The organism is Streptomyces sp. NPDC049837, from assembly GCF_040674455.1.
Taxonomy (GTDB): domain Bacteria; phylum Actinomycetota; class Actinomycetes; order Streptomycetales; family Streptomycetaceae; genus Streptomyces.
This window is the reverse complement of sequence record NZ_JBFAMP010000015.1, coordinates 165,740-189,192: the sequence shown is the minus strand read 5'-3', so window position 1 is coordinate 189,192 and position 23,453 is coordinate 165,740. Positions and strand designations below refer to the sequence as shown.

Sequence of the window (23,453 nt, the reverse complement as noted above, 5' to 3'; positions counted from 1 at the left end):
TTCCTTCGGTTCCGACACGGATGTGGCGTTACGCGACCGCTTCGTGGAGGCGGTCGGCCTGCTTGTCCTTCAGGGGGCCGATGACCGACAGCGACGGGCGCTGTCCGAGCAGCTCGGCGGCCACGTCCCGGACGTCGTCGGGGGTGACGGCCGCCATGTGGGCGAGCATGTCGTCGACGGACATCTGGTCGCCCCAGCACAGCTCGCTCTTGCCGATGCGGTTCATCAGCGCGCCGGTGTCCTCCAGGCCGAGGACGGTGGAGCCCTTGAGCTGGCCGATCGCCCGCTCGACCTCGTCGTCGGTCAGGCCTTCGTGCGCGACCCGGTCGAGCTCGTCCCGGCAGATCTTCAGCACGTCGTGGACCTGGCTGGGGCGGCAGCCCGCGTACACGCCGAACAGGCCGCAGTCGGCGAAGCCGGAGGTGTACGAGTAGACGCTGTAGGCCAGGCCGCGCTTCTCGCGCACCTCCTGGAAGAGGCGCGAGGACATGCCGCCGCCGAGGGCGGTGTTCAGCACGCCCAGGGCCCAGCGGCGGTCGTCGGTGCGGGCGAAGCCCGGCACGCCGAGGACCACGTGGGCCTGCTCGGTGCGGCGGCCGAGCACCTCGACGCGGCCGGCCGTGCGGATGGTGCGCCGGCCGTCGCGCGGGGCGACCGGGACGGCGTCCGTGCGGGTGAGCGCGCCGGCCTTCTCGAAGGCGCGGCGGACCTGGCGTACGACCGTGGCGTGGTCGACGTTGCCCGCGGCGGCGACGACCAGGTGGGTGGGGTCGTAGTGCTTCTTGTAGAAGCGGCGGATCCGGTCCGCGGACAGGGCCTCGACGGTCTCGACGCTGCCGAGGACGGGGCGGCCCAGCGGGGTGTCGCCGAACATGGTCTTGGCGAACACATCGTGGACGACGTCGCCCGGGTCGTCCTCGGTCATCGCGATCTCTTCGAGGATCACGCCGCGCTCGGCGTCGACGTCCTCCTGGAGGATCAGCGAGCCGGTGAGCATGTCACACACGACATCGATGGCCAGCGGCAGGTCGGTGTCCAGCACGCGCGCGTAGTAGCAGGTGTACTCCTTCGCCGTGAAGGCGTTCATCTCGCCGCCGACCGCGTCGATGGCGGAGGAGATGTCCAGGGCGCTGCGCTGGTGGGTGCCCTTGAAGAGGAGGTGCTCCAGGTAGTGCGTGGCGCCGTTGAGGGCGGGCGTCTCGTCGCGGGAGCCGACGTGCGCCCAGATGCCGAAGGTGGCGGAGCGTACGGAAGGCAGCGTCTCGGTGACGACCCGGAGGCCGCCGGGCAGGGTGGTGCGGCGGACGGTGCCGATGCCGTCCTTGCCCTTGAGAAGCGTTTGGGTACGGGCGACGGCCCGCGCCTCCGAGGAGGTGCGGGCCGTCGCCTTCGAACTACGGGACGTCACTGGTCGGTGTCGTCCTTGTCGCCCTCAGCGGCAGCGTCCTCGTCCGCGATCACGGGGATCAGGGAGAGCTTGCCGCGCTGGTCGATCTCGGCGATCTCGACCTGGACCTTGGAGCCGACCGCGAGCACGTCCTCGACGTTCTCCACGCGCTTGCCACCGGCGAGCTTGCGGATCTGCGAGATGTGCAGCAGGCCGTCCTTGCCCGGGAGCAGGGACACGAACGCACCGAAGGTGGTGGTCTTGACGACCGTACCCAGGTAGCGCTCGCCGACCTCCGGCATGGTCGGGTTGGCGATGCCGTTGATCGTGGCGCGGGCGGCCTCGGCGGCCGGGCCGTCGGCGGCACCGATGTAGATGGTGCCGTCGTCCTCGATCGTGATCTCGGCGCCGGTGTCCTCCTGGATCTGGTTGATCATCTTGCCCTTGGGGCCGATGACCTCGCCGATCTTGTCCACGGGGATCTTGACGGTGATGATCCGCGGGGCGTTCGGGGACATCTCGTCCGGCGTGTCGATCGCTTCCATCATCACGTCGAGGATGTGGAGGCGGGCGTCACGGGCCTGCTTGAGGGCCGCGGCCAGGACGGAGGCCGGGATGCCGTCCAGCTTGGTGTCGAGCTGGAGGGCGGTGACGAACTCCTTCGTACCGGCGACCTTGAAGTCCATGTCGCCGAAGGCGTCCTCCGCACCGAGGATGTCGGTGAGCGCGACGTAATGCGTCTTGCCGTCGACCTCCTCGGAGATCAGGCCCATGGCGATACCGGCGACGGGGGCCTTCAGCGGCACACCGGCGTTCAGCAGCGACATGGTGGAGGCGCAGACCGAGCCCATGGACGTCGAACCGTTGGAGCCGAGGGCCTCGGACACCTGGCGGATCGCGTACGGGAACTCCTCGCGCGTCGGCAGCACCGGCACGATCGCGCGCTCGGCGAGCGCGCCGTGGCCGATCTCGCGGCGCTTGGGCGAGCCCACGCGGCCGGTCTCACCGACGGAGTACGGCGGGAAGTTGTAGTTGTGCATGTAGCGCTTGCGCGTCACCGGGGAGAGGGTGTCGAGCTGCTGCTCCATGCGGAGCATGTTGAGGGTGGTGACGCCCAGGATCTGGGTCTCGCCACGCTCGAACAGGGCGGAGCCGTGCACGCGCGGGATGGCCTCGACCTCGGCCGCGAGCGTACGGATGTCCGTCAGGCCACGGCCGTCGATGCGGACCTTGTCCTTGATGACGCGCTCGCGGACCAGCTTCTTGGTCAGCGCGCGGTACGCGGCGGAGATCTCCTTCTCGCGGCCCTCGAACTGCGGGAGCAGCTTCTCGGCGGCGATCTCCTTGACGCGGTCCAGCTCGGCCTCGCGCTCCTGCTTGCCGGCGATGGTGAGCGCCTGGGCCAGCTCCGTCTTGACGGCGGCGGTCAGCGCCTCCAGGACGTCGTCCTGGTAGTCGAGGAACACCGGGAACTCGCCGACCGGCTTGGCGGCCTTGGCGGCGAGGTCCGACTGGGCCTTGCAGAGGACCTTGATGAAGGGCTTCGCGGCCTCGAGACCGGCGGCGACGACCTCCTCGGTGGGGGCCTCGGCGCCGCCCTTGACGAGCTCGATGGTCTTCTCGGTGGCCTCGGCCTCGACCATCATGATCGCGACGTCGCCGTCCTCCAGGACGCGACCGGCGACGACCATGTCGAAGACGGCGTCCTCGAGCTCGGTGTGCGTCGGGAACGCGACCCACTGGCCGTTGATCAGGGCGACACGGGTGCCGCCGATCGGGCCGGAGAAGGGCAGGCCGGCGAGCTGCGTGGAGCAGGAGGCGGCGTTGATCGCGACCACGTCGTAGAGGTGGTCGGGGTTGAGCGCCATGATCGTCTCGACGATCTGGATCTCGTTGCGCAGGCCCTTCTTGAAGGAGGGGCGCAGCGGCCGGTCGATCAGGCGGCAGGTGAGGACGGCGTCCTCGGAGGGGCGGCCCTCCCGGCGGAAGAAGGAGCCGGGGATCTTGCCGGCCGCGTACATCCGCTCCTCGACGTCCACCGTCAGGGGGAAGAAGTCGAGCTGGTCCTTGGGCTTCTTGGAGGCGGTGGTGGCCGACAGCACCATGGTGTCGTCGTCCAGGTACGCCACGGCGGAGCCGGCGGCCTGCTTGGCCAGGCGGCCCGTCTCGAAGCGGATGGTGCGGGTGCCGAAGGAGCCGTTGTCGATGACGGCCTCGGCGTAGTGGGTCTCGTTCTCCACTAGCGGTTTCTCCATTACTTGTCGTCTTTGGTCCCGGCCGCCCGTGTGGCGGAGGGACGGGGTGGAGAAGCGCGCCTTGTGTGCGGGCCGGTCTTCGATCGAAGCACCCGGGGTGTGTCTCCCGGGGGCCACTACCGAGGACCGGCGGCGGCGAGGGCGCCTCTCCTGTGCGTTCTTATGGACTTTTCGTTATGGCGTTGTGCGACCAGCCTACAAAGGGGTGGTGACACTCCGCACGTACAGCAAAGGGAGCGGCTCCCCATCAGTGTGGGAAACCGCTCCCTTCACGGCGTCTTACTTGGCACCGCCGGCCGCACCACGGCGGATGCCGAGGCGGTCGACCAGCGCGCGGAAGCGCTGGATGTCCTTCTTGGCCAGGTACTGCAGCAGACGGCGGCGCTGGCCGACCAGGATCAGCAGACCACGGCGGGAGTGGTGGTCGTGCTTGTGGGTCTTGAGGTGCTCGGTCAGGTCCGAGATGCGGCGGGAGAGCAGCGCGACCTGAACCTCGGGGGAGCCGGTGTCGCCCTCCTTGGTGCCGAACTCGGCCATGATCTGCTTCTTCGTAGCGGCGTCGAGAGACACTCGGTACTCCTCTTGGTGTTCGATGCGCCCGCGAGTGCCCCTGGTCTTGGTCTCAGGGGAGCTTCCGTGACTCGGAGGCGAAGGTCCGATGAGCGCTGCTTCCAGATACTCCGGGAGCGCGTACACAAACGGCCGTCACACAGCGTACCAGGCCGATGGAGCGGGGCTCGCACGGCGGTGGGGCGCCTGTGGCACGTGGTCCTAGCCGGTCAGCGAGCGGGCGGCCATGAAGACGTCCAGGACGGCGAGGCACAGCGGGACCAGGGAGAGGAGCACAGCGCCCTCGGCGAGGTCGAGCAGGCGGCCCCAGAACGGCGACAGGCCCTTCTTAGGAATGATCAGTCCGATCGCGGTGATCAGGGCGGCGCCCGCGGCGACCGCGGCGGTGAGCCAGATCGTACGGATGTCCAGGGCACCCCGGTCTCCGTACCTGACCAGCTCGTGCACCAGGTCGGCCGGCGGGTTCAGGGACAGGCCCAGCACCAGCAGGGCAATGGCGGCGATCCCGGAGACGAGGGTGCAGGCCACCTGTGAGGTGTAACGGAAGAGGCGGGCGCGCAGCAGCATCGCGAGGCCGGCGGCGAGCGCGAGGAACTCGCCCCAGACGTTGCCTGCGAAGCCCAGGACGGCGGCGGAGCCGACGACGACGGCCGCGCAGCCGCCGACCAGGCCCAGCAGCATCTCGTGACCGCGGCGGGCCTGGAGCGCGATCCGCTCGGCGTCGACCGGCTGGGCCTCGGGGGTCCCGTTCGGGTCGGCGAAGGAGTCGTCGTCGTACCCGCCCGTGGCGCTGCGCGGCGAGGCGTACCCGATGGGCAGGCGGGCGAAGCGGGCGGAGAGGCCCGGCAGGAAGGCGACCAGGCCGATGGCGACCGGCGCACAGACGGCGGCCGTCTCGGTGGCCGAGGCCTCGGTGAGGATCGCGGCGAAGGTGGCGAGAGTGCCGACGGCCGACAGGAAGGTGGCCGCCACGAAGGGGGCGTCACCGCTCGGGGTGAGCGCGACCAGCGCGACGGAGGCGACCAGGACGGTGGCGCAGCCGAGCAGGAACTGGAGCCGTCCCGGCCCCTGGCCGGCATCGGGGCCGATGATGCCGGAACCGGCGATCAGCAACAGCGGGAGCGCGCCGAGACCGACCGCGACGGCCGTGGCGCGGTCGCCGTACACGCGGGCGCGTACACCTGCAAAGGCGGTCAGCAGCAGTCCGGCGGCGCCCGCGATGATGCCGGGCAGGCCGTGCATGTCGTGGCGGACTGGGTCGGCGAACCAGAGTACGAAGCCCATGAGGACCAGCAGGAGGACGCCGCCGACGAGGCCGGCTCCGCGCAGCAGGTCGTCGCTCCACAGATGGCGGTCGCGGGTGACGGCGGAGGCGACGGCGTCGGAGACGTCGTCGAAGACCGCGGGCGGCAGGGATTCCGCGAACGGACGCAGCGACAGGATTTCACCGTCGAGCACCTGCTGGGCGGCGAGGGTGCGGGCGCCGTCGAGGACGGTGCCGTCCCGGCGGACGAGGTGGTAGCCGGTCGGGGTGCCGGGCGTCTGGGTCTGGCCGGTGAGCCGGAGGATCTCCGGGTAGACGTCGGCGACGGCGATGTCCTCGGGGAGAGCGACATCGATCCGGCTGTCCGGCGCCACGACGGTGACGCGGCAGAAGCCGGTCGCTGCGGTCGTACTCACGTGTCTGGACCCCCTGATTCGCGGTTGCGCACGGTGCGCGCGCCACCCTACCGGCCAGCCGTGTCAGTGGCTGCAAGTAGGATCGCCAGTCGCGGGAGGAGGCCGTCGCCACGGGGGCGCCGGTGCGGAAGCTGCCTTCCGACTTCCGTCCGTATCCGAGGGATTGATGCTCCGGTGAGCCAGATCGTCGTCAAACGCCCGCCGCGGTCTCTTCCGCCGGAAGTGCCCACGGAAGAGCTGACTCTGGAGGCGCCGCCGGAACTGCCGCGGGGTCAGCAGGAGGGCATGCTGATGCAGATCCTGCCGGTCCTCGGCATGGGCTCGTCGGTCGTCTTCTTCTTCGCGACGCCTTCTCCGATGATGCGCATCATGGGCGTACTGATGCTGGTCTCGACGGTCGCGATGGTCATCGCGCAGATCGTCAGGTACCGGCGTGGTACGCAGGGGCAAATTGCCGATGTACGGCGCGACTACCTCAAATACCTCGCGCAGACCCGGCGTACGGTCCGCAAGACGGCCCGTGCCCAGCGGGACGCTCAGTTGTATCTGCACCCCTCCCCCGAGCAGCTCTGGTCGGTGGTGGCCGAGGGCTCGCGGGTATGGGAACGGCGCGTGGGCGACAAGGACTTCGGGCAGGTGCGGGTCGGGCTCGGCGCGCAACAGCTCTCCACGCCACTGGTGGCGCCCGACACGGCGCCGGTAGACGAGCTGGAGCCGCTGTGCGCGGGGGCGATGCAGCAGTTCCTGGCGGTGCACGGCTCGTTGGACGGGCTGCCGATGGCGGTGTCGATGCGCGCCTTCTACCACGTGACGGTGTCCGGTGAGCCGGAGGCGGCGCAGGGGACGGCTCGTGCGCTCGTCGCCCAGTTGGTGACGCTCCACTCCCCCGAGGACCTGATGGTCGCGGTTGTCGCAGCGCCGGGTGCCGTACCGCGCTGGGACTGGACGAAGTGGCTGCCGCACACCCAGGTGCCGGGACAGCTCGACGGGGCTGGAACGAGACGGCTGTTCGGGGACGACCTGGGTGAGCTGGAGCAGTTGCTGCACAGCCGGCTCGACGGGCGGCCCCGGTTCGGCAGGGACAGCCAGCCGGTACTGGACCAGCCGCACATCGTGGTGGTACTCGACGGCGGGATGGTGCCGCCGGACTCGCTGTTCGCGGCGGCCGAGGGCCTTCAGGGCGTGACCATCGTCGAGGTCGTCTCCGGTGACCTCGACGAGCCGCGTGGTGGTCTGTCCGTGGTGGTGCGGCCGGGGCGGCTGCGCCTGGAGTCCGGTTCGGGCTTCGCGTACGAGGGGGTGCCGGACACCATTTCACCGGCAGCGGCCGAGGCGCTGGCACGGCAGTTGGCACCGCTGCGGATGGGCGGGGGCGACGATGACGAACCCCTGCTGGCAAACCTGGACTTCACCGACCTACTGAATCTGGGCGACGCGGCTTCGGTGGACGTGGCGCGGACGTGGCGGCCGCGGTCGACAGCCGAGCGGCTGCGCGTACCGATCGGTGTCGGCGAGGACGGCCAGCCGGTGATGCTGGACCTCAAGGAGGCGGCGCAGGACGGTATGGGCCCGCACGGGCTGTGCGTCGGCGCCACCGGTTCCGGCAAGTCGGAGCTGCTGCGGACCCTGGTGCTGGGCCTCGCGGTCACCCACTCCTCAGAGACCCTCAACTTCGTCCTCGCGGACTTCAAGGGTGGCGCCACCTTCGCCGGCATGTCGCAGATGCCGCACGTCGCCGCCGTCATCACGAACCTGGCCGACGACCTGACACTCGTCGACCGCATGGGTGACGCGATCCGCGGTGAGCTGCAGCGCCGCCAGGAACTGCTCCGCTCGGCCGGCAACTACGCCAACATCCACGACTACGAGAAGGCGCGGGCGGCGGGTGCCCCGCTGGAGCCGCTGGCGTCGCTCGTCCTGGTCATCGACGAGTTCTCCGAACTCCTCACCGCCAAGCCGGACTTCATCGACATGTTCATCCAGATCGGCCGCATCGGCCGATCCCTGGGTGTTCACCTGCTGCTGGCCTCGCAGCGCCTGGAGGAAGGCAAGCTGCGCGGGCTGGACACCTACCTGTCGTACCGGATCGGTCTGCGGACGTTCTCGGCGGCCGAGTCGCGCACGGCGATCGGTGTACCGGACGCGTACCACCTGCCGTCTGTGCCCGGCTCCGGCTACCTGAAGTTCGGTACGGACGAGATGGTCCGCTTCAAAGCGGCGTACGTCTCCGGTACCTACCGCACGGGCGGACAGCAGTTGTCCGTCGGCCAACTTCCGATCGAGCGTCGTCCGGCCGTCTTCACCGCGCCCCCGGTACCGGTGGTGTACGCGGCGCCCGACCCGGCGCACTTCACGCCCTCGCCGAGCGAGGAGGACGACGCGCTCGCCGACACCGTCCTCGACGTCATCGTGCGCCGGCTGGAGGGCCAGGGCGTGCCCGCCCACCAGGTGTGGCTGCCGCCGCTGGACCAGGCGCCGTCGCTCGACCAACTGCTGCCGGGCCTCGCACCGACGGCTGAGCGCGGCCTCACAGCGACCGAGTACACCCGTCCGGGTGGTCTGACCGTCCCGCTGGGCCTGATCGACAAGCCGTTCGAGCAGCGCCGCGAGGTGCTGTACCGGGACTTCTCGGGCGCGGCCGGTCACATGATGGTCGTGGGTGGCCCGCAGTCCGGCAAGTCGACCCTGATGCGGACGCTGATCTCGTCGTTCGCGCTCACCCACACCCCGTACGAAGTGCAGTTCTACGCGCTGGACTTCGGTGGCGGCGGTATGTCCTCGCTGGCGGACCTGCCACACGTCGGCGGCGTCGCGTCCCGCCTGGACCCGGAGCGGGTGCGGCGTACGGTCGCGGAGGTCATGGGTGTGCTGAACCGGCGGGAGGAGTTCTTCCGTTCGCAGGGCATCGACTCCATCACGACCTACCGGCGCAAGCGCGCGGCGGGTGAGCTGCCGGGTGAGGCGTGGGGCGATGTGTTCCTGGTGATCGACGGGTGGGGCGGTTTCAAGGCCGAGTACGAGATGCTGGAGCCGGTGGTCGCCGACCTCGCGGCCCGCGGTCTCGGGTACGGCATCCATGTCGTGATCACCGCCGCCCGGTACATGGAAGTGAGGGCGGCCCTCAAGGACCAGATGCTCGGACGCCTGGAGCTGCGGCTCGGTGACGTCATGGACTCCGAGTTCGACCGGAAGGTCGCCGCGAACGTCCCGGCGGGTGTGCCGGGGCGTGGCCAGGTGCCGGAGAAGCTGCACTTCATGGGTGCGTTGCCGCGCATCGACGGCTCCAGCAACGCGGGTGACCTGTCGGACGGTACGGCGGCGTTCGTGCAGGCGGTACGGAACAGTTGGGCAGGGCCCGCGGCGCCCGCCGTACGGCTGCTGCCACGCAAGGTGCTGGCCGACCACTTGCCGAAGGGCTTCGAGTTCCCGCAGCGCGGTGTCGCGATCGGCATCGACGAAGCCAACCTGGAGCCGGTGTTCGTCAACTTCGAGACGGATCCGTTCTTCCTGATTTTCGGTGAGAGCGAGACCGGCAAGACAAACCTGCTGAGGCTGATCGCGAAGCAGATCGCCGAGCGCTACACGGCGGACGAAGCGAAACTTGTCGTCGGTGACTACCGGCGGGCCCTGCTCGGCGCCCTGCCGGAGGAGCACCTGCTCGAGTACGCCCCGATGGCCAGCTCGATGCAGATGCACATGGAGGCGCTGGCAGGCCTGTTCGCGAGGCGTCAGCCGCCGGCCGACGTCACGCCCCAGCAACTGCGCGACCGCAGTTGGTGGTCGGGTCCCCAGATCTTCATCATCGTGGACGACTACGATCTGGTCGCCGCCGGCTCGGGGAACCCTCTGGCGCCGCTCACGGACTACCTGCCCTTCGCCCGCGACACGGGTGTCCGCTTCATCATCGCCCGCAACTCCGCGGGTGCCTCGCGGTCCATGTACGAGAGCTTCATGCAGCGCATCAAGGAGTTGGGCGCGCAGGGTGTGGTCCTGTCCGGCGACCCGTCCGAGGGCGACCTCATCGGGAACGTCCGCCCCCGGCCGCTGCCTCCGGGTCGCGGGTTCTTCGCGGCACGCAGGGGTGGGGCGTCGCTGGTGCAGTTGGGCAAGATGCCGGAGTTGTGATCGGCGGCGGTTGGCGACATGTTCGCGGCTCCACTGCCCGTCGGTGCGGGGAACAACAGGGAGGTATGAATGGGATTCGATCAGGAGTACGGCCGCCTGCGAGCAGAGGCGGCCGAACGCCAGTCGACAAGCATGCGGCTGAACGGCACGGGCGACGGACCATTGCTGCCGGGTCCGACCAAGGACTTCGCTTCGACGCCGGCACAGAAGACGGCCGCCGCGAATGTCATCCACAAGGAGTTGCTGACAAGCACCCAGGCGGCATCCGACAAGCCGGACGCGTCGACCAGCAGCGCCATCACGGGCTTCGCCGGCTGGGGCACCTCAGGAGGCCTGAAGAAGGTCAAGGAGACCTGGGAGAGCCAGGTCAAGATGCTGAAGGGACGGCTGTCGGCAGAGGAGTCCGCCCTGCGAGGCGCGTCGAGCAAGTTCCGGCTCAACGATGTTGACACGGGCTTGAACTTCGCGCCGGCAGCCCAATCGAAGCTCGGCACATTGGACTAGTCCGAAGGGGGCTCTGTCCTCCACGCAGCCGCCGCGTCGGCTGCGGGGCGGGCGGATCACACGCGCCTGCGGGCGCCACGGGGAGAGAAGCATGCTCACCTTTCATGAAGTGATGACGACCGACTTCGGCCTATTGACCACGGCCGCCGGAGAGTGGGGCGCCGCGGCAGCCGACTTCAAAAAAGTCGAGGACCGATACAAGGACACGGTCCAGAAGATCACCATGGGGCCTGGCTGGAGCGGCGTCAGCGCGGACGCCGCCCAAGTGAACTTCGCCGCGACGCGGTACGAATACGCGGCCGCGCAGACCCAGGCCAAGGCCATCGCCTCGCTCCTACGCGACGCTCACGCTCAGTTCGTCGACCTCAAGAAGAAGGTCGAATCAGCACGCGCGGACGCCATCGAAGCCGGCATGAAGGTCTCCGACCAAGGCGACGTCTCCTACGACACCAGCAAGCTCACTCCCGCGGAACGTAACGCCTACCGGCACGACCCGGACGCCCAAGCAGCCGTCCGCCAGCAGGAGCAGAACTGGGCCCAGCGCATCAGGGACGCCGTACGGGCAGTGGACGACGCCGACCAGGGCGTGAAGCTGGCGCTCGAAGCAGTCGTCGTCGACACCCTAGGAGGCAAGGATGACGCCACCCTGGGTGTCGGCTTCAATGGCCAGGCCAAGAGCGATATCGAGGTGTACGAGGCGCAGTACGCCGAAGAGGTCGCGACCCGCATCAACGGCGGCGACAAGCTGTCCGCCGCGGAGCTGGCCGAGCTCCAGCGCACATTCCGAGACAACGCCGGCAAGCCCGAGTTCAGCCAGACGTTCCTCAACGGTCTTGGCGCCAAGGGTCTGATCGAGTTCTCGAACCGGATGAACGACCAGATCCACGTCAAGAACCCCAAGAACCGTACGGATTTCGTGGCTGTGGAGAAGGGGCTGGCCAACACGCTGGCGTCGGCCACACGCGACACCAAGTCGGACTTCTACAAGAAGTGGCGCTCCGACATGCAGAAAGTGGGCATGGAGCGCTTCAACACCTCCTTCACGGACCTGCGCCTCGAGAAAGCCCGCGGCTACCAGTCGTTGGTCACGCTCATGAGCCAGGGCGAGGGCTACTCCAAGCAGTTCCTGCACGATCTCGGCGCCGACATCATGAAGGCGGAGAAGGACGGCACGGACGTCTGGGCCATGAAGGGCGACTACAGCGGCAAGGAGACCGGCTGGTTCGCCAATGACCCGTTGGACGGCCTGCTGGGCGTGATGAGCCACGACCCTGCTGCCTCGGCCGCGTTCCTCAAGGACGAGGGCCACATGAAACACCTGATGGACCGCGACTGGGAGGTGGTCCTGGAGGCGCACGAGCACGGCAACTCCACGCACTACTCACCGTCGCTGGACGGAGACGACCGGGCCGGCTTCGCGGCGGCGCTGCAGGCGGGGGCGACGGGGATCGACCCGTCGGACGAGAACGGCAAGTTCGTCAAGCACTCGGACGACAATGTCGCGGTGTTCAAGAACTCGATCAAGCACTTCGCCGAAGCGGGGGATGGGTTCCCGGAATCGCTGCGAGAGCCGATGGCTCGGATACTGAGCAATCACGGGGACACCGTCCATGAAGCCGCCAGTAGCGTGGACATGGCAGCGTCCCCGCTGGACCAGCGTGACCTCTATGAGGTGATCAAACAGGTCTCCAAGGACGATCAGGCCTACCTGACTCTCAATCGCGACATCAACCAGGCCATCGTCACAGACATCCACGAGCCGAAGCAGAAGGAGCCTGAGGAATCACTGCTTCGCGCAGGCAGGACCGTAGGGTTCCTCGAGGCCGCACGGACGAGCGCCCTAGGACCCGCAGAGGTCGCCGCGTGGGAGGAGAAGTGGATGGTCGACAAGGCTATCGGCTACCTGCCCGTGCTGAGCGAAGAAGTGCAGGGGGGCTTCGACTTCGTGACGGAGAAGTGGTTGAGCCAGGAGCAGGAACGGCTCGACAAGCAGCACGCCGACAAGTCGTACGAGACACACGTGAAGAGGAACGGTCAGCTCATGGCACTGGCCGACGAGTGGCTCAAGACCCACCCTCAGGGCGGAAAGAGCTACTCCGTCAAGGAGGAGATCAACGAGGCGGCCGACAATGCGGCTCTCAACGCCGGACAGATCGGGGGCGAGAGCAAGGAATGAGGAGTGGCATGCGCCGTCAAGCGGCAGTCGCAGCCTCGCTCGCCACAGTGTTGGCGCTCAGTTCCTGCGGCTCCGGCGATCCAGTAGTACCCAAGTCTCTTTGCGGGACGTCGATCGACCCGGCTCTGTCCAGGCCGTTGTTGGAACCCCTCAACCGTGAGGTTGAACAAGACGGGCCAGTCGACCGCAGGGCGGGTGAAACGGGGCACTGCATCGTTTGGGTCGGCGACGACGCGGCTATGGAGTTTTGGTTTGCGTGGGGCTCTGGAGCCCCGAACCTGGTCGAATTGTCGGGTCCGGACACGACCTACCGACTGACCAAGGTCACACCTACGGACCTGGGGTTCGAAGGAGTGGTCGGCAATGAGGGGGCGAAGGCATGGACGCCCTGTACGACCGCCGGTGGCGACAGCTTCATGCTCAGCGTCAACTTCCCGCGAGTGGACCGCATGAGTGCAAAGCTGCGGCCCGCGATCGAGAAGTTCATGAAGGCCTACATGAAGAACACCGTCACGACCCTCGGCTGTGGAAAACCGGCGGTGCGGTAGCCAGGCACGGCGCCCAGGAGGACGAGGGCCAGACCGGGGCTGAGGGGACGGTTCTCCACGGAAGACGCCGCCCTACAGGGCACTTCGAACGGGCAACTCGGAGGGTATTAGATGGATCGCATCCGCCGTATGGCCAGGTCCCTGACACTGGCCATGACCGGGGTATCACTGCTGACCGTGTCATCCTGCGGTGGTGCGCCCCCCGATGTTCCCGGGTCCTTGTGTGGAACGCGCATCGAATCGGGCCTGTCCCGCCCACTCCTGGAACCACTCGGCGAAGTCGGAGAAGCCAACCGTCTCGACCCCAGGCATCCGAAGACGGCCCCCTGTGTCGTCACCGTTGACGGCAAAGCCGCACTACGCTTCCGGTTCGCGTTCCACTCAGGGCCTGTGGACCTGATGAAACGGGCGGAGCAGAGCACCATCATGGGGCTTACAAGCCCCAGCGAGACCGATCTGGGGTTTGAGGCGGCAGTGGTCGGCAATGAGGGAGCCCTCGCCACGGCCGCCTGTAAGACGGGCGAGGGAGACCGGCTCACCCTGGCCGTGCTCGTCCCTCGCACGCCTGCTACCAAGGAGGATCTCCGCCCCGCCATCGAGAAGTTCATGAAGGCGTATATGAACAACGCCATCGTGATGCTCGGTTGCGGAGCTGCGAAGGGCTGACGGGCTGCTGCGATGCCGGGGTCCATACGACATCTCGGCGTCGGAGCGCACGGTAGTGGGTGATTCCGGCTGTTCCCTGTGACACTCCCGGGCCTGTCGACAGATAATCGAGCCGCAACGCCGTTCCAGCACCTCGCGAAGGGAAGCACGCCTGATGGGCACTCAGCAGGAGAAGGACGAGCTGTACGCACTCGACATCAGCGGTGTGGAGTGGCAGGGCGCCCCCGGTACGAGCCCTGACGAGGAGCGTGTGGAGATCGCGTACCTGCCGGGTGGGGCCGTCGCCATGCGGTCGTCCCTCGATCCCGACACCGTGCTGCGGTACACGGAGGCCGAGTGGACGGCGTTCGTGTTGGGTGCGAAGGACGGGGAGTTCGACCTGCGGTGACCGTATGAACACGTGAGGAGGGGCTTGCTCCGGCCCGAGCAAGCCCCTCCTTGATGCGCCGCCGCGGGGCAGCCAGCCGTCAGTAGGCCTCGGTGAACAACTGCGACGCCTTGACGTCGGTCGACCGGTAGTTCTCCTTGCCGGCCTCGATCGCCTTGGCGACGAGCTCCAGACGGTTCTTCATGTCGTCCGCCAGCTCGCGGTACTTCTTCTGAAGGGCGGTGTACTGGGCGAATGCCTCACCGTCCCAGGTACCGGTCACCACCTTGACGGCTGCGTCCATCTCCGCGAGGTCGTTGACGATGCCCTGGGAAACGACGCGGATGCGGTTGGCCATCTCCTGGACGCTTGCGTACTGGACCTTGGTTCCGAGGTCTTCAGCCATGCTGATCTCCTTGCCTGTCAGTTGATCCGGGGAGCAGTGGGCGATGCCGATTACAAGAAGTTCAGCTGGGAGTTCGCGGCCTTGAAGGAGTTCTGAACCTCCACGTCGTTGGCGTTGCTCAGGTTCTTGGTCTCACCGACCGCGTTGAGCAGCACGCCCAGCAGTCGGCGGATCCTGTCGTGGTCCTCGTTGAGCTGGATCTGAGCCCGGCGGAAGCCGTCCGCGCCCACACCCGTCCAGCCGGCCCGCGCCGTCTCGATGATGTTGGCCAGCTCTCGGGCCTGCTTGCTGACCTCGTTTCCAGTCTCCATGATCTTGTTCTTCGCCTTGACGACCGGATCGTCGGCAAGCCCGAACCCACCACCTGCGGGAGTGGTCATGTGAAGCTCCTCAAATCGGTTCCATTGCCGAGCTGTTGGCGTTCGCCCGGCCTGATGGTGACGCCTACAGCTACGCTCTCCTGCTGCGTACGCCGACCGCCACGACGGCGCCGATGGCGACGACCGCGACGGCACTCGCGACAATGCCCCAGAGCGGGAACCCGCTCTCTTCGGGCCTGGCGGCTGCTTCAGGCTCCTTGGATGCCTGAGCAGGGCCGTTGTCGCTTGCCCCCGTGCCCTCAGGAGAGGGGGAAGTCTCTGATGCCGCCGACTTCTTCGCCTGCGCGGCGAGAAGCGGATTCACGTCGGGCGCGCCGGGATCGCCCTTGCCCTCCAGCAGTACCTGTGCGGGGCGGACCGAGCCGTAGCCGATGTACTTACTCGGGACGGGGCCCACGTGGCCAGCGGTCTCCATCATGACGCGCAGCACCTGGTTACCGGTCCAGTCGGGGTGCGCGGACCAGATGAGAGCGGCGGAGGCGGAGGCGATGGCGGTGGCTTGGCTGGTGCCGTAGCTCTCGCAGTAGCGGTTCTTGTCGTCGGAGCAGCGCGCCGGGACCGATTCTCCGGGGGCCGCGAGAGCGAGGTGGTCACCGTAGTTGGAGTGCTTGGACACCTTGCCCTTCGTGTCCAAGGCTCCGACAGCGACGACACCGGGGATGGCCGCGGGATACATGGGACTTTCGAGTCCACTGTTACCCGAGCCCGCGAAAAGCAGAGCGCCCTTCTTGAGAGCGTAGTCAACTGCCTTCTGCCACTCCGCGCTCTCGGCTTGATCATCAGGTCCGGCGAAGGACATGTTGATGATCTGCGCTCCGTTGTCGACGGCGTAGCGGATGCCCTGGGACGCCGGCTCGACATAGCCGAACGACGCCTTGGGGCCCACCTTTACAGGCAGGATCTTCGCATCGGGGGCTACCCCCTTGACCCCGCCATCAGCCGCGCTTCCCGCGATGGTGATGGCCATATTGGTGCCATGCCGCTCGGTGTCCTTGCCATCGACACGCCCTGGGCCTCCCTCCGAGTCGTAGAAGTTGCGGCCCGGGAGCACCTTTCCGCGTAGCTCCGAAACCGTCGAGTCGACCCCGGAGTCGAGTACAGCAACCGTGATCCCCTTGCCCGTGGACACCTTCCAGAGTTCCTCGGCCTTCATTGCGTCCAGATACCACTGGCGCGCACGCATGTCCTCGGCGTGCACCGCCGGAGCGGTGACGGCGGAGGCGGCAACAACCGCGGTCATGGCTGCAAGCACACCGAGGACACGTGTGCGGTAGGAGCGGGCGTGGGGGGACATCGGTGGTACTCCTAGTCGATGACGGGTGGGACGATCTTGCGCTGACCCATGGCCCAGGTCTCCTCGTCCTCCGACAGGTAATCAGGGCGTGGAGCGGACTGCCGCCGTTCCTCCTGACCTGATGCTGTCGTGGATGGAGGGCGTACCAGGCCCGTGCCACCCGGCGTGAAGGTGCTACGCCCACTGGCACCGGACGCCACCGGTGTGCCGACGGTTCCACCGGGCTGAGATGCGAGCCGACGGCCGGCACCGGTACCTGTTGCGGCTCCCGGTGCGCCCGTCATGCCACCGGCATAGCCCGGCATGCCCGGGGTGCCGCGACCGTACGCCCCACGCTCCTCACCGATCACGGTGCCCATGGGCAGCCTGGGACCGCCCGTGGCGGGGCCGGTGCGGCCGGGCATGGGCTTGCCACCGACAATGCCCTCCTGAGCGGTGGGGCGGGGTACCCCCAACGGGCCGGGGGCGGGTAGAGGGCCACGCACGGGGCCCGATCCACCCAGTAGCCCAGGGCCGGCAACAGAAGGCAGGCGGGCCGTACGGCCTTGCTGCGATCCGACCACCGGGGCAACGGGAGGAGGAATCGGCATCCCGGTCGCTGGTGCCGTCGTGGGCGGCACATTCGGGGTCTGCGGAGCAGGACGAGTCACGGTCTCCGGAGGCAGCGTCGACACGGAGTCCAGGTTCGTACCCACCGTCCCCTCCGGTGGCATGACCGGCGGCGGCCCAGGGCGCGCAGCCACAGGGTCCGGTGCTGATGCCCGGCCAGCCGGGGCACCGGAGGAGGAGGCCTGCACGGTCGGATACTCGGCCCCTCCGTACGCCGAGCCACCCGAGGAGTTCGCCGACGCCGCACCGGTTCCATCTCCGGTGGCGTAAGGGCGCTCGCCGGTGACCGCGTCACCAATCGGCTTGAACTCCGGCTGCCGCTGCGCCGCCATCCGCTCCTGGGTCACGTCGTAGTACGACGACAGCCGCTCCAGTTGGTGAATCGCCTCTTGGAGCTTCGGGCCGGTCTCCTCCGCGACGCGGGCCTTTTCCTTCTCCGGATCCGCGAAGCATTGGCCGGCCGGCTTCGGCACGGCGGCCTTGGCTTCTCTGAGCGCTTGGCCCGCTTGCCTCATCTCGTCGCTGACGACCTTGGTGAAGTCGCCGAGTACGAGCGTTTCCGTGACCATGTCGGCACCCCACTTGCGGAATGCCTCACCGCCCTCACCCTCCCACTGGACGCGGCTGATGTAGTGCCGAAGGTCTGCGGCGATGGCGAGGATCTTCGGCGCAGCAGCGGCCAACGCGTCGCCGGCGCCGATGAGTTCTTCCGGCCGGGCCGACGCGATCATTGCGTACAGGGCGTCCAGGGACTTTCCCTCGAACTCTCCCGCCATGTGTCCGTCCTCCCCCGTTTAACTGAATCCGCCGGAATCACCGGTGTCGGTGCTCGCAGGCGGCTGCGTCTTGGTCACGTCCTTGCCGCCGTCGGCACTGCCGTGCGTGGCGTTCGGGCGGCCGTGCTCGTCGACGCGCTTCTGGATCGCCTCGAAGCGTTCCTTCTCCTCGATGTCGACGCCCGCGTAGCCCTTGTCGGCGATGTGGACGGCGATGCCCATGCCCTCGATCGTCTCGCCGAAGACCCTGGTCAGCTCCTCCAGGCGGCTGCGGACCTTCTCGTACGAGCCATGGAGGGCCGTGGCCGCTCCGAAACCCTGGCCGTATGCGTCCGCGGTGATCTTCTGTTCGCCGATCTTGCGGTGCTGCGCGGGCGACTTGTCCAGCTCCGTCAGCAGCTCCTGCATGCGCGTCCTGAAGCTCTGGAGAGTGACGTCTCCGACCTCAAGATCCTTCTTGCCGCCCCCGTTCGGCCCGGCCACGTCAGCGCCCCCTCATCACACTCGTGAATCCTGTGTTCACTCTAGTCAATGCGTGTCCCCGGCCCAACATGAGTTCCTGGGTTGGGACTCATCAGTGACATGTCACTCACTGGACATGCCGCCGCCTGCGCCCACGAGCGTCCCGGATGACCGTGGCCGTGCCCGCGACCACCGCGACGAGGATGCCCGCGAGGCCCAGCGTGTAGGTCGCGTAGCGCTCGTTGCGCTCCTGAGGCGTCTCGGACATCGCCAGGTGGGCCGGTTCGGGGGCGGGAGGTTTGGGGGGGCCGGGGTCGGGGGTGGGTGCCTCCAGGGGGCCCGCGTCGCCGTCGAGGGCGCGTACGGGGTCGACGACGCCCCAGCCGACGTGGTTGTCGCGGCCGTTGATGGAGCGTTCGGCGGTCTGCTCGATCTGGGCGACGATCTGGTGGCGCTTCCAGTCGGGGTACTTGGCGCGCAGCAGGGCGGCCACGCCTGCGACGTACGGGGCGGAAAAGCTGGTTCCGTTGTCGACGCACTGACCGCCGCCCGGGACGGTGGAGACGACGTCCACGCCCGGGGCGGCGACGCCGACGAAGGTGCCGGACTGGGAGAAGGCTGCGCGCTCGTTGTTGCGGTCCGAGGAGGCGACGGCGAGGACACCGGGGAAGGCCGCTGGGTAGGTGTTCCTGAGCTTGCCGTCGATGCCGTCGTTACCGGCCGAGGCGACGACCACGATGTCCTGGTCGAGGGCCCGTTGGACCGCTCTGCCGAGCGACGACTGGGGCGTCAGCGCCTGTGTGGTGTCCTGGGAGATGTTGATGACATCGGCCTTCTTCGCGATCGCGTGGTCGATCGCTTCCGCCATCGTGTCGGACTTGCCGCTGTTCTTCTCGTCGTTCTGCCGGATCGGGATGATCGTCGCCTGGGGGGCCAGTCCCACGAAGCCGGTGCCCTTGCGGGGGCGTGCCGCGATGATGCCGGCGACCTTCGTGCCGTGGCCGACCTCGTCGACGGTGCCGTCGGTCTTCCCTCGCTTGCTGTCCTTGTCGCCCTTCTCCGGCTTGAGGAAATCGGCGCCCGCGGAGGCGTCGACGGCCTCCTTCAACTGCGGGTTGACGTCGTCGACGCCGGTGTCGATGACCGCGACTCGTACGTCCTTGCCCTTGGTGTCCTGCCAGAGTTCATCGAGCAGGACGCGCTGGAGCGGCCATGGCGTACCGGCGATCTGCTTCTTCATCGGAAAGGTGCACTCACCGCTGCCGTTGAGCCCGTCGACGTCATTCGCGTGCGCGACGGCTGGCAGTGCCACGAGGCCGGTGAGAGCGGCCACCGTGGCGGTCAGCAGGGCGGTCATGCGGTACGGCATCGGCATCCTCCGTCACGAACCCTGCGGCTGGCGCGCGCTGTTGGTGTCCAGCCGGGGGCCCTTGGACAGGAACTCCGACCACGCGATCGGGACGAGGGCGGGGGTGACCTTCTCGTAGCCGAGCCGGATCTGCGCCTGGCTGGGCTCCGGACGGCCGTCCTGCTGCTTCTGCGCCCCACCGGTGCCGATTTCGGACCGCTCGCTGTCACTGTCACCGTTCGCCTGAACGGCGTACCGGAGCCCGGTATCGGTGACGAGGAAGAGAGAGCCGTCGGGCTTGGTCTGTTTCCCCTGGACCTGTGTGTAGAGAAGGCCACTGCCTGGGGTGACGTAGGTACTGCTGCCGCCGGCGCTGATGTCCGCGGGGTACTCGGTACCCGCCCAGGTGGACAGGGTGGTGCGGCCCTTGTCGTCGACCTCGCGCAGCACGCTGCACACCGTGTCGCGGGCTCCGTCGCCGCCCGTGGAGTTGGTCTGCTGGGCCTTGCGCGCGGGCCAGCGGTACTGGGACCCGAAGGTCTGGGAGTCGTACGTGAACGACTGGACGCCGACGGCGGCCGGCTCGCCGTTCATATTGAGGTCCTTGGTCTCCGGGTGGTTGATCAGCAGCCACGCGGTGAAGTCGGAGACCGGCTGTACCTTGCCTGGCAGCACGACGAAGTGCTGGGGGCCGGAACCGGTCTTGGCCAGGAGCACCATGCCGACCCGGTTCTCGTTCGCGCCCAGTCCCTCTATGCCGGCGGGTTCACCGACCGTGCCGGGAATCTCCGGGAAGTCGATGGGGCTGCCGTCGTGGAGGGTCGCCAGCCAGTCGTCCGTGACGGCCTGCGGTTCCTTGTTCAGGCCGACGAGCGCAGTGGTGAGGACGGCGGCGTCGGTGGGCGTACCGCTTACCAGGTACTTGGTCCCGGAGGAGTCGACGAGATAGCGGGCGCCCTTCTGGCCCTTGACGTACAGGACCTGGCCGCCCTTGAGCCGCTCCTTGCCATCCGTGCGGGAGAAATCGCGTTCGGAGAGTACGAAGGTGGCCTTCTGCACGCTGGCGCCCTTGCCGCCGCCGGGCTGCTCGCAGACTGCCCAGCGCTTGGCCTTGGCGGCCTCGGTGTCGCTGGGCAGCCGGTCGGGGGCGTACGGGATGCCGAGGATGGGGCCGCGCGGCGGCTTGCCCGCGTCAAGGATGTCGTCGCTGACCTGGATCACCCCGAATTCCTGCGGGTCCAGCAGCAGTCGGGCCGAGGCCAGGTTGAGCACCGGATGCAGCAGGGTCTTCCCGTCCTTGCCCTTGCCGGTGGTCAGGACGACATAGCGGGTGGTCGACTGCTTGCCGACGATCACCTTGGCACCGGGCTCGTCCCAGTCCTTGGGCGCCTTGGGGCGGAACATGCCCCAAGCGCCGAAACCGGCCAGCACGAGCGCCGCCACGATCAGGCTCGGGACGACGGCACGCAACGGACGCGGCGCCCCCTCCTCCGTGACCGTGGGCGAAGGTTGGAGGAATGCGGCCACCGTGCGCTTCTTCGCAAAGGTGTACGCGTTGAGCTCATCCCGCCGTGATGCCATGAGACCCCATCTTCGAAAGGCACAGTCACTTGCGAGCGCCCGGGGAGCGTGACACCCGGAGCCTCGTTGTCGGACCGGCCCCCTACTATGCCTGTTGTCCGAGGGTGCTTGTGGGGCGGGTAGGGTGATCCAGCCGCCAAAGCCCTGGCAGGCCAGGGTGATCGGGACGAATGGGGGATCTCCAGCATGGCTTCCGCGACGCAGACGCGGCCAGCCACGGCCGCGCCGGGCAGGGCGCCGGACCGGTCGGCCGCGGCACCCCGTCTCCAGAGCCGTCCCGGTCACATCGGATCGTTCCGATTGCAACAGCTCGTGCTGATCGAGGTCGCCGCGGCGTTGCTGCTGGTGGCGTGGGTCGTCGATCCGCTGCTGCTGGTGCCCGCGGGTGTGGTGGCCGCGCTGCTGGTGCTGCTCGCCGTGGTGCGCCGCCACCGCCGCTCGCTTCCCGAGTGGCTCTCGACGGCGCTCGCGCTGCGGGCACGTACCCGGAGGGCGACCTCGTGGACGGTCCCTGCGGGTACGGAGCCCGGACTGGCACCCGTCGTGGAGTGCGACCCCGCCCTGCGGACCTGCACCTACAGCGACCGCGACCGGCGGCCGGTCGGCATGATCGGCGACGGTACGTTCCTGACCGCCGTCCTCCAGGTCGAGTCGGACGCCACCGCCTTGCGGCCGGACCGCTCCGCGCGGCCACTGCCGCTCGGCCTGGTGCGGGACGTACTGGAGGTCGACGGCATCCGGCTGGAGTCGGCGCAGATAGTGCAGCACACCCAGCCCGCCCCCGCCCCGCACCTGCCGCAGCAGTCGATAGCGGCACGCAACTACGCGCCGCTCCAGGCGCAGACCGGTTCGCCCGCGTTGCGGATCACCTGGATCGCACTGAAGCTCGACCCCGAACTGTGCCCGGAGGCCGTGGCCGCGCGCGGCGGCGGCCTCGAGGGCGCGCAGAAGTGCGTGGTGCGGGCGGCGGACCAACTGGCGAGCCGCCTCACCGGGGCCGGGTTCCGGGCGACCGTGCTGACCGAACAGGAACTGACCGCCGCGATCGCGACGTCGACGTGTGCCAATCCGCTCGCCATCACGCAGGCGGGCAGGGCCCAGACGCCGGGGCGGCGCACGCAGGAGACATCGCGGACCTGGCGCTGCGACGACCGGCGGCACACAACGTACTGGGTGGCGCGCTGGCCCCAGTTCGGCCCCGGCGGCGCCTCGATGCCGCAGTTGGTGGCGCTGCTCACCTCCATTCCGGCGCTGGCCAGCACGTTCAGCCTGACGATGAGCGGCGGTGACCGGCAAGGGGCGACGGTGACCGGCCATGTTCGGATCACCGGCCGCAGCGACGAGGAGCTCGTGGCGGCGCGGCACGAACTGGAGCGGGCCGCGCGCGGAGTGAGGACCGGGCTGGTCCGACTCGACCGTGAGCAGGTGCCCGGGGTGCTCGCCTCTCTTCCGCTCGGGGGTGCCCGCTGATGTCTTCCACGTCTGCCGTACGTAGGGGACGGGGCGGCCGGCCCCGCATCGGGTTCGGGCTGATCGGGCCGCGCCGCGAGCGCCACCTGGTGCCCCTGGAGCAACTGGAGTCGCTGGGCCTGCCGGTCGGTGACGACGGCATGGTCATCGGCGTCGATGCCGAGGGGCGGCCGGCGGTTCTGGGCATCAACCGCCCGACGCCGTACGACGTCACGCTGATCGGCGGTCTGTGGACCGCGCAGATCATGGCACTGCGGGCGGCCGCGACCGGAGCGCGGGTCGCCGTGGAGACGGGGCGAGCGCAGGCGTGGACGGCGCTGGCACAGGCGGCCGGCGGCGGTCAGCCGTGCATCACGCTGCACGACGTGGGGCGGGTCCCTCCGCAGGGCGCGTCCGCCGGCAGTCCGGTGGTCGTGGTCCGGGACTGCGGGATGCGTCCGCCGCGGGGGCGGGTCGTTTCGGGGCCGTGGCAGTCGGTGGTGACGCTGCTTCCCTATCTGAGCCCGGTCGCGCCCCGGCTGATGGAGAAGTCGGGGCTAGTGGGTGTGCAGCGGGTGTCACCGGACGAGGCCACGCACATCGCTCGGCTCATGAACCTGCCCCGGAGCGAGGCGGAGGCGCTGTCCACGCTCGCGGACGGGGTCACCCTCTGGTGTACGGGTCGTGACCGCCGGTTCGTCATGACGCAGGCGACGGATGCCGAGACCGGATTGTTGGGCAGCGCGCGCCGGATGGACTGAGCCGCCTCTCCGCCCAGAATTCTTACCCTTGTGTACCGTTTTGAGGGGATACTTCTTCACACTGCGGCGCACCCACGTCACTTGGGGACAGTGGGTGGGGTACGTGACA

19 protein-coding genes are annotated in these 23,453 nt (G+C 68.5%); 8 read left to right on the top strand and 11 right to left on the bottom strand.

Annotation, left to right across the window (positions count from 1 at the left end; genetic code table 11):
• Positions 1 to 28 precede the first annotated feature (28 nt).
• The 4 genes from AB0J57_RS31780 to eccD all read right to left on the bottom strand — a co-directional run bounded on the left by AB0J57_RS31780 (position 29) and on the right by eccD (position 5,892).
• Positions 29 to 1,408 (bottom strand): pitrilysin family protein, encoded by a 1,380-nt coding sequence (locus tag AB0J57_RS31780; protein WP_366131828.1) that lies wholly within the window; start codon positions 1,406 to 1,408, stop codon positions 29 to 31.
• Positions 1,405 to 3,627, bottom strand: coding sequence for a polyribonucleotide nucleotidyltransferase (locus AB0J57_RS31775; RefSeq protein WP_366131827.1), 2,223 nt, complete (start codon positions 3,625 to 3,627; stop codon positions 1,405 to 1,407). Before AB0J57_RS31775 ends, AB0J57_RS31780 begins: the two co-directional genes overlap by 4 nt.
• A gap of 294 nt (positions 3,628 to 3,921) precedes the next feature.
• Entirely contained in the window at positions 3,922 to 4,212 is a 291-nt protein-coding gene (rpsO, locus tag AB0J57_RS31770; protein ID WP_023586232.1) for a 30S ribosomal protein S15, read from the bottom strand.
• A 201-nt stretch (positions 4,213 to 4,413) separates the two neighbouring features.
• Positions 4,414 to 5,892 (bottom strand): type VII secretion integral membrane protein EccD, encoded by a 1,479-nt coding sequence (gene eccD, locus AB0J57_RS31765; protein ID WP_366131826.1) that lies wholly within the window; start codon positions 5,890 to 5,892, stop codon positions 4,414 to 4,416.
• A 174-nt stretch (positions 5,893 to 6,066) separates the two neighbouring features.
• Here eccD and eccCa point away from each other — a divergent pair, with 174 nt between their 5' ends.
• The 6 genes from eccCa to AB0J57_RS31735 all read left to right on the top strand — a co-directional run bounded on the left by eccCa (position 6,067) and on the right by AB0J57_RS31735 (position 14,299).
• Positions 6,067 to 10,017: a type VII secretion protein EccCa gene (gene eccCa, locus AB0J57_RS31760; RefSeq protein ID WP_366131825.1), complete on the top strand. Its 3,951-nt coding sequence runs from the start codon at positions 6,067 to 6,069 to the stop codon at positions 10,015 to 10,017.
• Between the two features lie 69 nt (positions 10,018 to 10,086).
• Positions 10,087 to 10,521: a hypothetical protein gene (locus AB0J57_RS31755; RefSeq protein ID WP_366131824.1), complete on the top strand. Its 435-nt coding sequence runs from the start codon at positions 10,087 to 10,089 to the stop codon at positions 10,519 to 10,521.
• Between the two features lie 91 nt (positions 10,522 to 10,612).
• Positions 10,613 to 12,697 (top strand): hypothetical protein, encoded by a 2,085-nt coding sequence (locus AB0J57_RS31750; protein WP_366131823.1) that lies wholly within the window; start codon positions 10,613 to 10,615, stop codon positions 12,695 to 12,697.
• An 8-nt stretch (positions 12,698 to 12,705) separates the two neighbouring features.
• Positions 12,706 to 13,245: a hypothetical protein gene (locus tag AB0J57_RS31745; protein WP_366131822.1), complete on the top strand. Its 540-nt coding sequence runs from the start codon at positions 12,706 to 12,708 to the stop codon at positions 13,243 to 13,245.
• 111 nt (positions 13,246 to 13,356) lie between these two features.
• Positions 13,357 to 13,911, top strand: coding sequence for a hypothetical protein (locus tag AB0J57_RS31740; protein ID WP_366131821.1), 555 nt, complete (start codon positions 13,357 to 13,359; stop codon positions 13,909 to 13,911).
• 154 nt (positions 13,912 to 14,065) lie between these two features.
• Positions 14,066 to 14,299 (top strand): DUF397 domain-containing protein, encoded by a 234-nt coding sequence (locus AB0J57_RS31735; protein WP_366131820.1) that lies wholly within the window; start codon positions 14,066 to 14,068, stop codon positions 14,297 to 14,299.
• A gap of 79 nt (positions 14,300 to 14,378) precedes the next feature.
• On the opposite strand, the gene AB0J57_RS31730 is transcribed toward AB0J57_RS31735, so the two are convergent.
• The 7 genes from AB0J57_RS31730 to eccB all read right to left on the bottom strand — a co-directional run bounded on the left by AB0J57_RS31730 (position 14,379) and on the right by eccB (position 21,134).
• A complete protein-coding gene (locus AB0J57_RS31730; protein WP_366131819.1) occupies positions 14,379 to 14,684 on the bottom strand; it encodes a WXG100 family type VII secretion target in 306 nt (101 codons plus the stop codon).
• A 50-nt stretch (positions 14,685 to 14,734) separates the two neighbouring features.
• Positions 14,735 to 15,064, bottom strand: coding sequence for a hypothetical protein (locus AB0J57_RS31725; RefSeq protein WP_366131818.1), 330 nt, complete (start codon positions 15,062 to 15,064; stop codon positions 14,735 to 14,737).
• Positions 15,065 to 15,134: 70 nt separating this feature from the next.
• Positions 15,135 to 16,304 (bottom strand): S8 family serine peptidase, encoded by a 1,170-nt coding sequence (locus tag AB0J57_RS31720; RefSeq protein ID WP_366131817.1) that lies wholly within the window; start codon positions 16,302 to 16,304, stop codon positions 15,135 to 15,137.
• A 65-nt stretch (positions 16,305 to 16,369) separates the two neighbouring features.
• On the bottom strand, positions 16,370 to 17,743 hold the full coding sequence (locus AB0J57_RS31715) for a hypothetical protein (protein WP_366131816.1): 1,374 nt from the start codon (positions 17,741 to 17,743) through the stop codon (positions 16,370 to 16,372).
• 18 nt (positions 17,744 to 17,761) lie between these two features.
• Complete coding sequence (locus AB0J57_RS31710; protein WP_366131815.1) at positions 17,762 to 18,226, bottom strand: hypothetical protein; 465 nt, start codon at positions 18,224 to 18,226, stop codon at positions 17,762 to 17,764.
• A 106-nt stretch (positions 18,227 to 18,332) separates the two neighbouring features.
• Positions 18,333 to 19,574: a type VII secretion-associated serine protease mycosin gene (gene mycP / locus AB0J57_RS31705; RefSeq protein ID WP_366131814.1), complete on the bottom strand. Its 1,242-nt coding sequence runs from the start codon at positions 19,572 to 19,574 to the stop codon at positions 18,333 to 18,335.
• Positions 19,575 to 19,586: 12 nt separating this feature from the next.
• Complete coding sequence (eccB, locus tag AB0J57_RS31700; protein ID WP_366131813.1) at positions 19,587 to 21,134, bottom strand: type VII secretion protein EccB; 1,548 nt, start codon at positions 21,132 to 21,134, stop codon at positions 19,587 to 19,589.
• Positions 21,135 to 21,320: 186 nt separating this feature from the next.
• Here eccB and eccE point away from each other — a divergent pair, with 186 nt between their 5' ends.
• Both eccE and AB0J57_RS31690 read left to right on the top strand, forming a co-directional pair.
• Positions 21,321 to 22,604: a type VII secretion protein EccE gene (gene eccE, locus AB0J57_RS31695; RefSeq protein ID WP_366131812.1), complete on the top strand. Its 1,284-nt coding sequence runs from the start codon at positions 21,321 to 21,323 to the stop codon at positions 22,602 to 22,604.
• Positions 22,604 to 23,344 (top strand): hypothetical protein, encoded by a 741-nt coding sequence (locus AB0J57_RS31690; RefSeq protein ID WP_366131811.1) that lies wholly within the window; start codon positions 22,604 to 22,606, stop codon positions 23,342 to 23,344. Before eccE ends, AB0J57_RS31690 begins: the two co-directional genes overlap by 1 nt.
• Positions 23,345 to 23,453 lie beyond the last annotated feature (109 nt).

Coding starts and splice junctions, on each gene's coding strand:
- mycP (WP_366131814.1), bottom strand. CDS start 19,574: ATGCCGTACCGCATGACCGCCCTGCTGACCGCCACGGTGGCCGCTCTC.
- AB0J57_RS31735 (WP_366131820.1), top strand. CDS start 14,066: ATGGGCACTCAGCAGGAGAAGGACGAGCTGTACGCACTCGACATCAGC.
- AB0J57_RS31740 (WP_366131821.1), top strand. CDS start 13,357: ATGGATCGCATCCGCCGTATGGCCAGGTCCCTGACACTGGCCATGACC.
- AB0J57_RS31745 (WP_366131822.1), top strand. CDS start 12,706: ATGCGCCGTCAAGCGGCAGTCGCAGCCTCGCTCGCCACAGTGTTGGCG.
- AB0J57_RS31720 (WP_366131817.1), bottom strand. CDS start 16,304: ATGACCGCGGTTGTTGCCGCCTCCGCCGTCACCGCTCCGGCGGTGCAC.
- AB0J57_RS31730 (WP_366131819.1), bottom strand. CDS start 14,684: ATGGCTGAAGACCTCGGAACCAAGGTCCAGTACGCAAGCGTCCAGGAG.
- AB0J57_RS31690 (WP_366131811.1), top strand. CDS start 22,604: ATGTCTTCCACGTCTGCCGTACGTAGGGGACGGGGCGGCCGGCCCCGC.
- eccB (WP_366131813.1), bottom strand. CDS start 21,134: ATGGCATCACGGCGGGATGAGCTCAACGCGTACACCTTTGCGAAGAAG.
- AB0J57_RS31715 (WP_366131816.1), bottom strand. CDS start 17,743: ATGGCGGGAGAGTTCGAGGGAAAGTCCCTGGACGCCCTGTACGCAATG.
- AB0J57_RS31755 (WP_366131824.1), top strand. CDS start 10,087: ATGGGATTCGATCAGGAGTACGGCCGCCTGCGAGCAGAGGCGGCCGAA.
- eccE (WP_366131812.1), top strand. CDS start 21,321: ATGGCTTCCGCGACGCAGACGCGGCCAGCCACGGCCGCGCCGGGCAGG.
- AB0J57_RS31750 (WP_366131823.1), top strand. CDS start 10,613: ATGCTCACCTTTCATGAAGTGATGACGACCGACTTCGGCCTATTGACC.
- AB0J57_RS31725 (WP_366131818.1), bottom strand. CDS start 15,064: ATGACCACTCCCGCAGGTGGTGGGTTCGGGCTTGCCGACGATCCGGTC.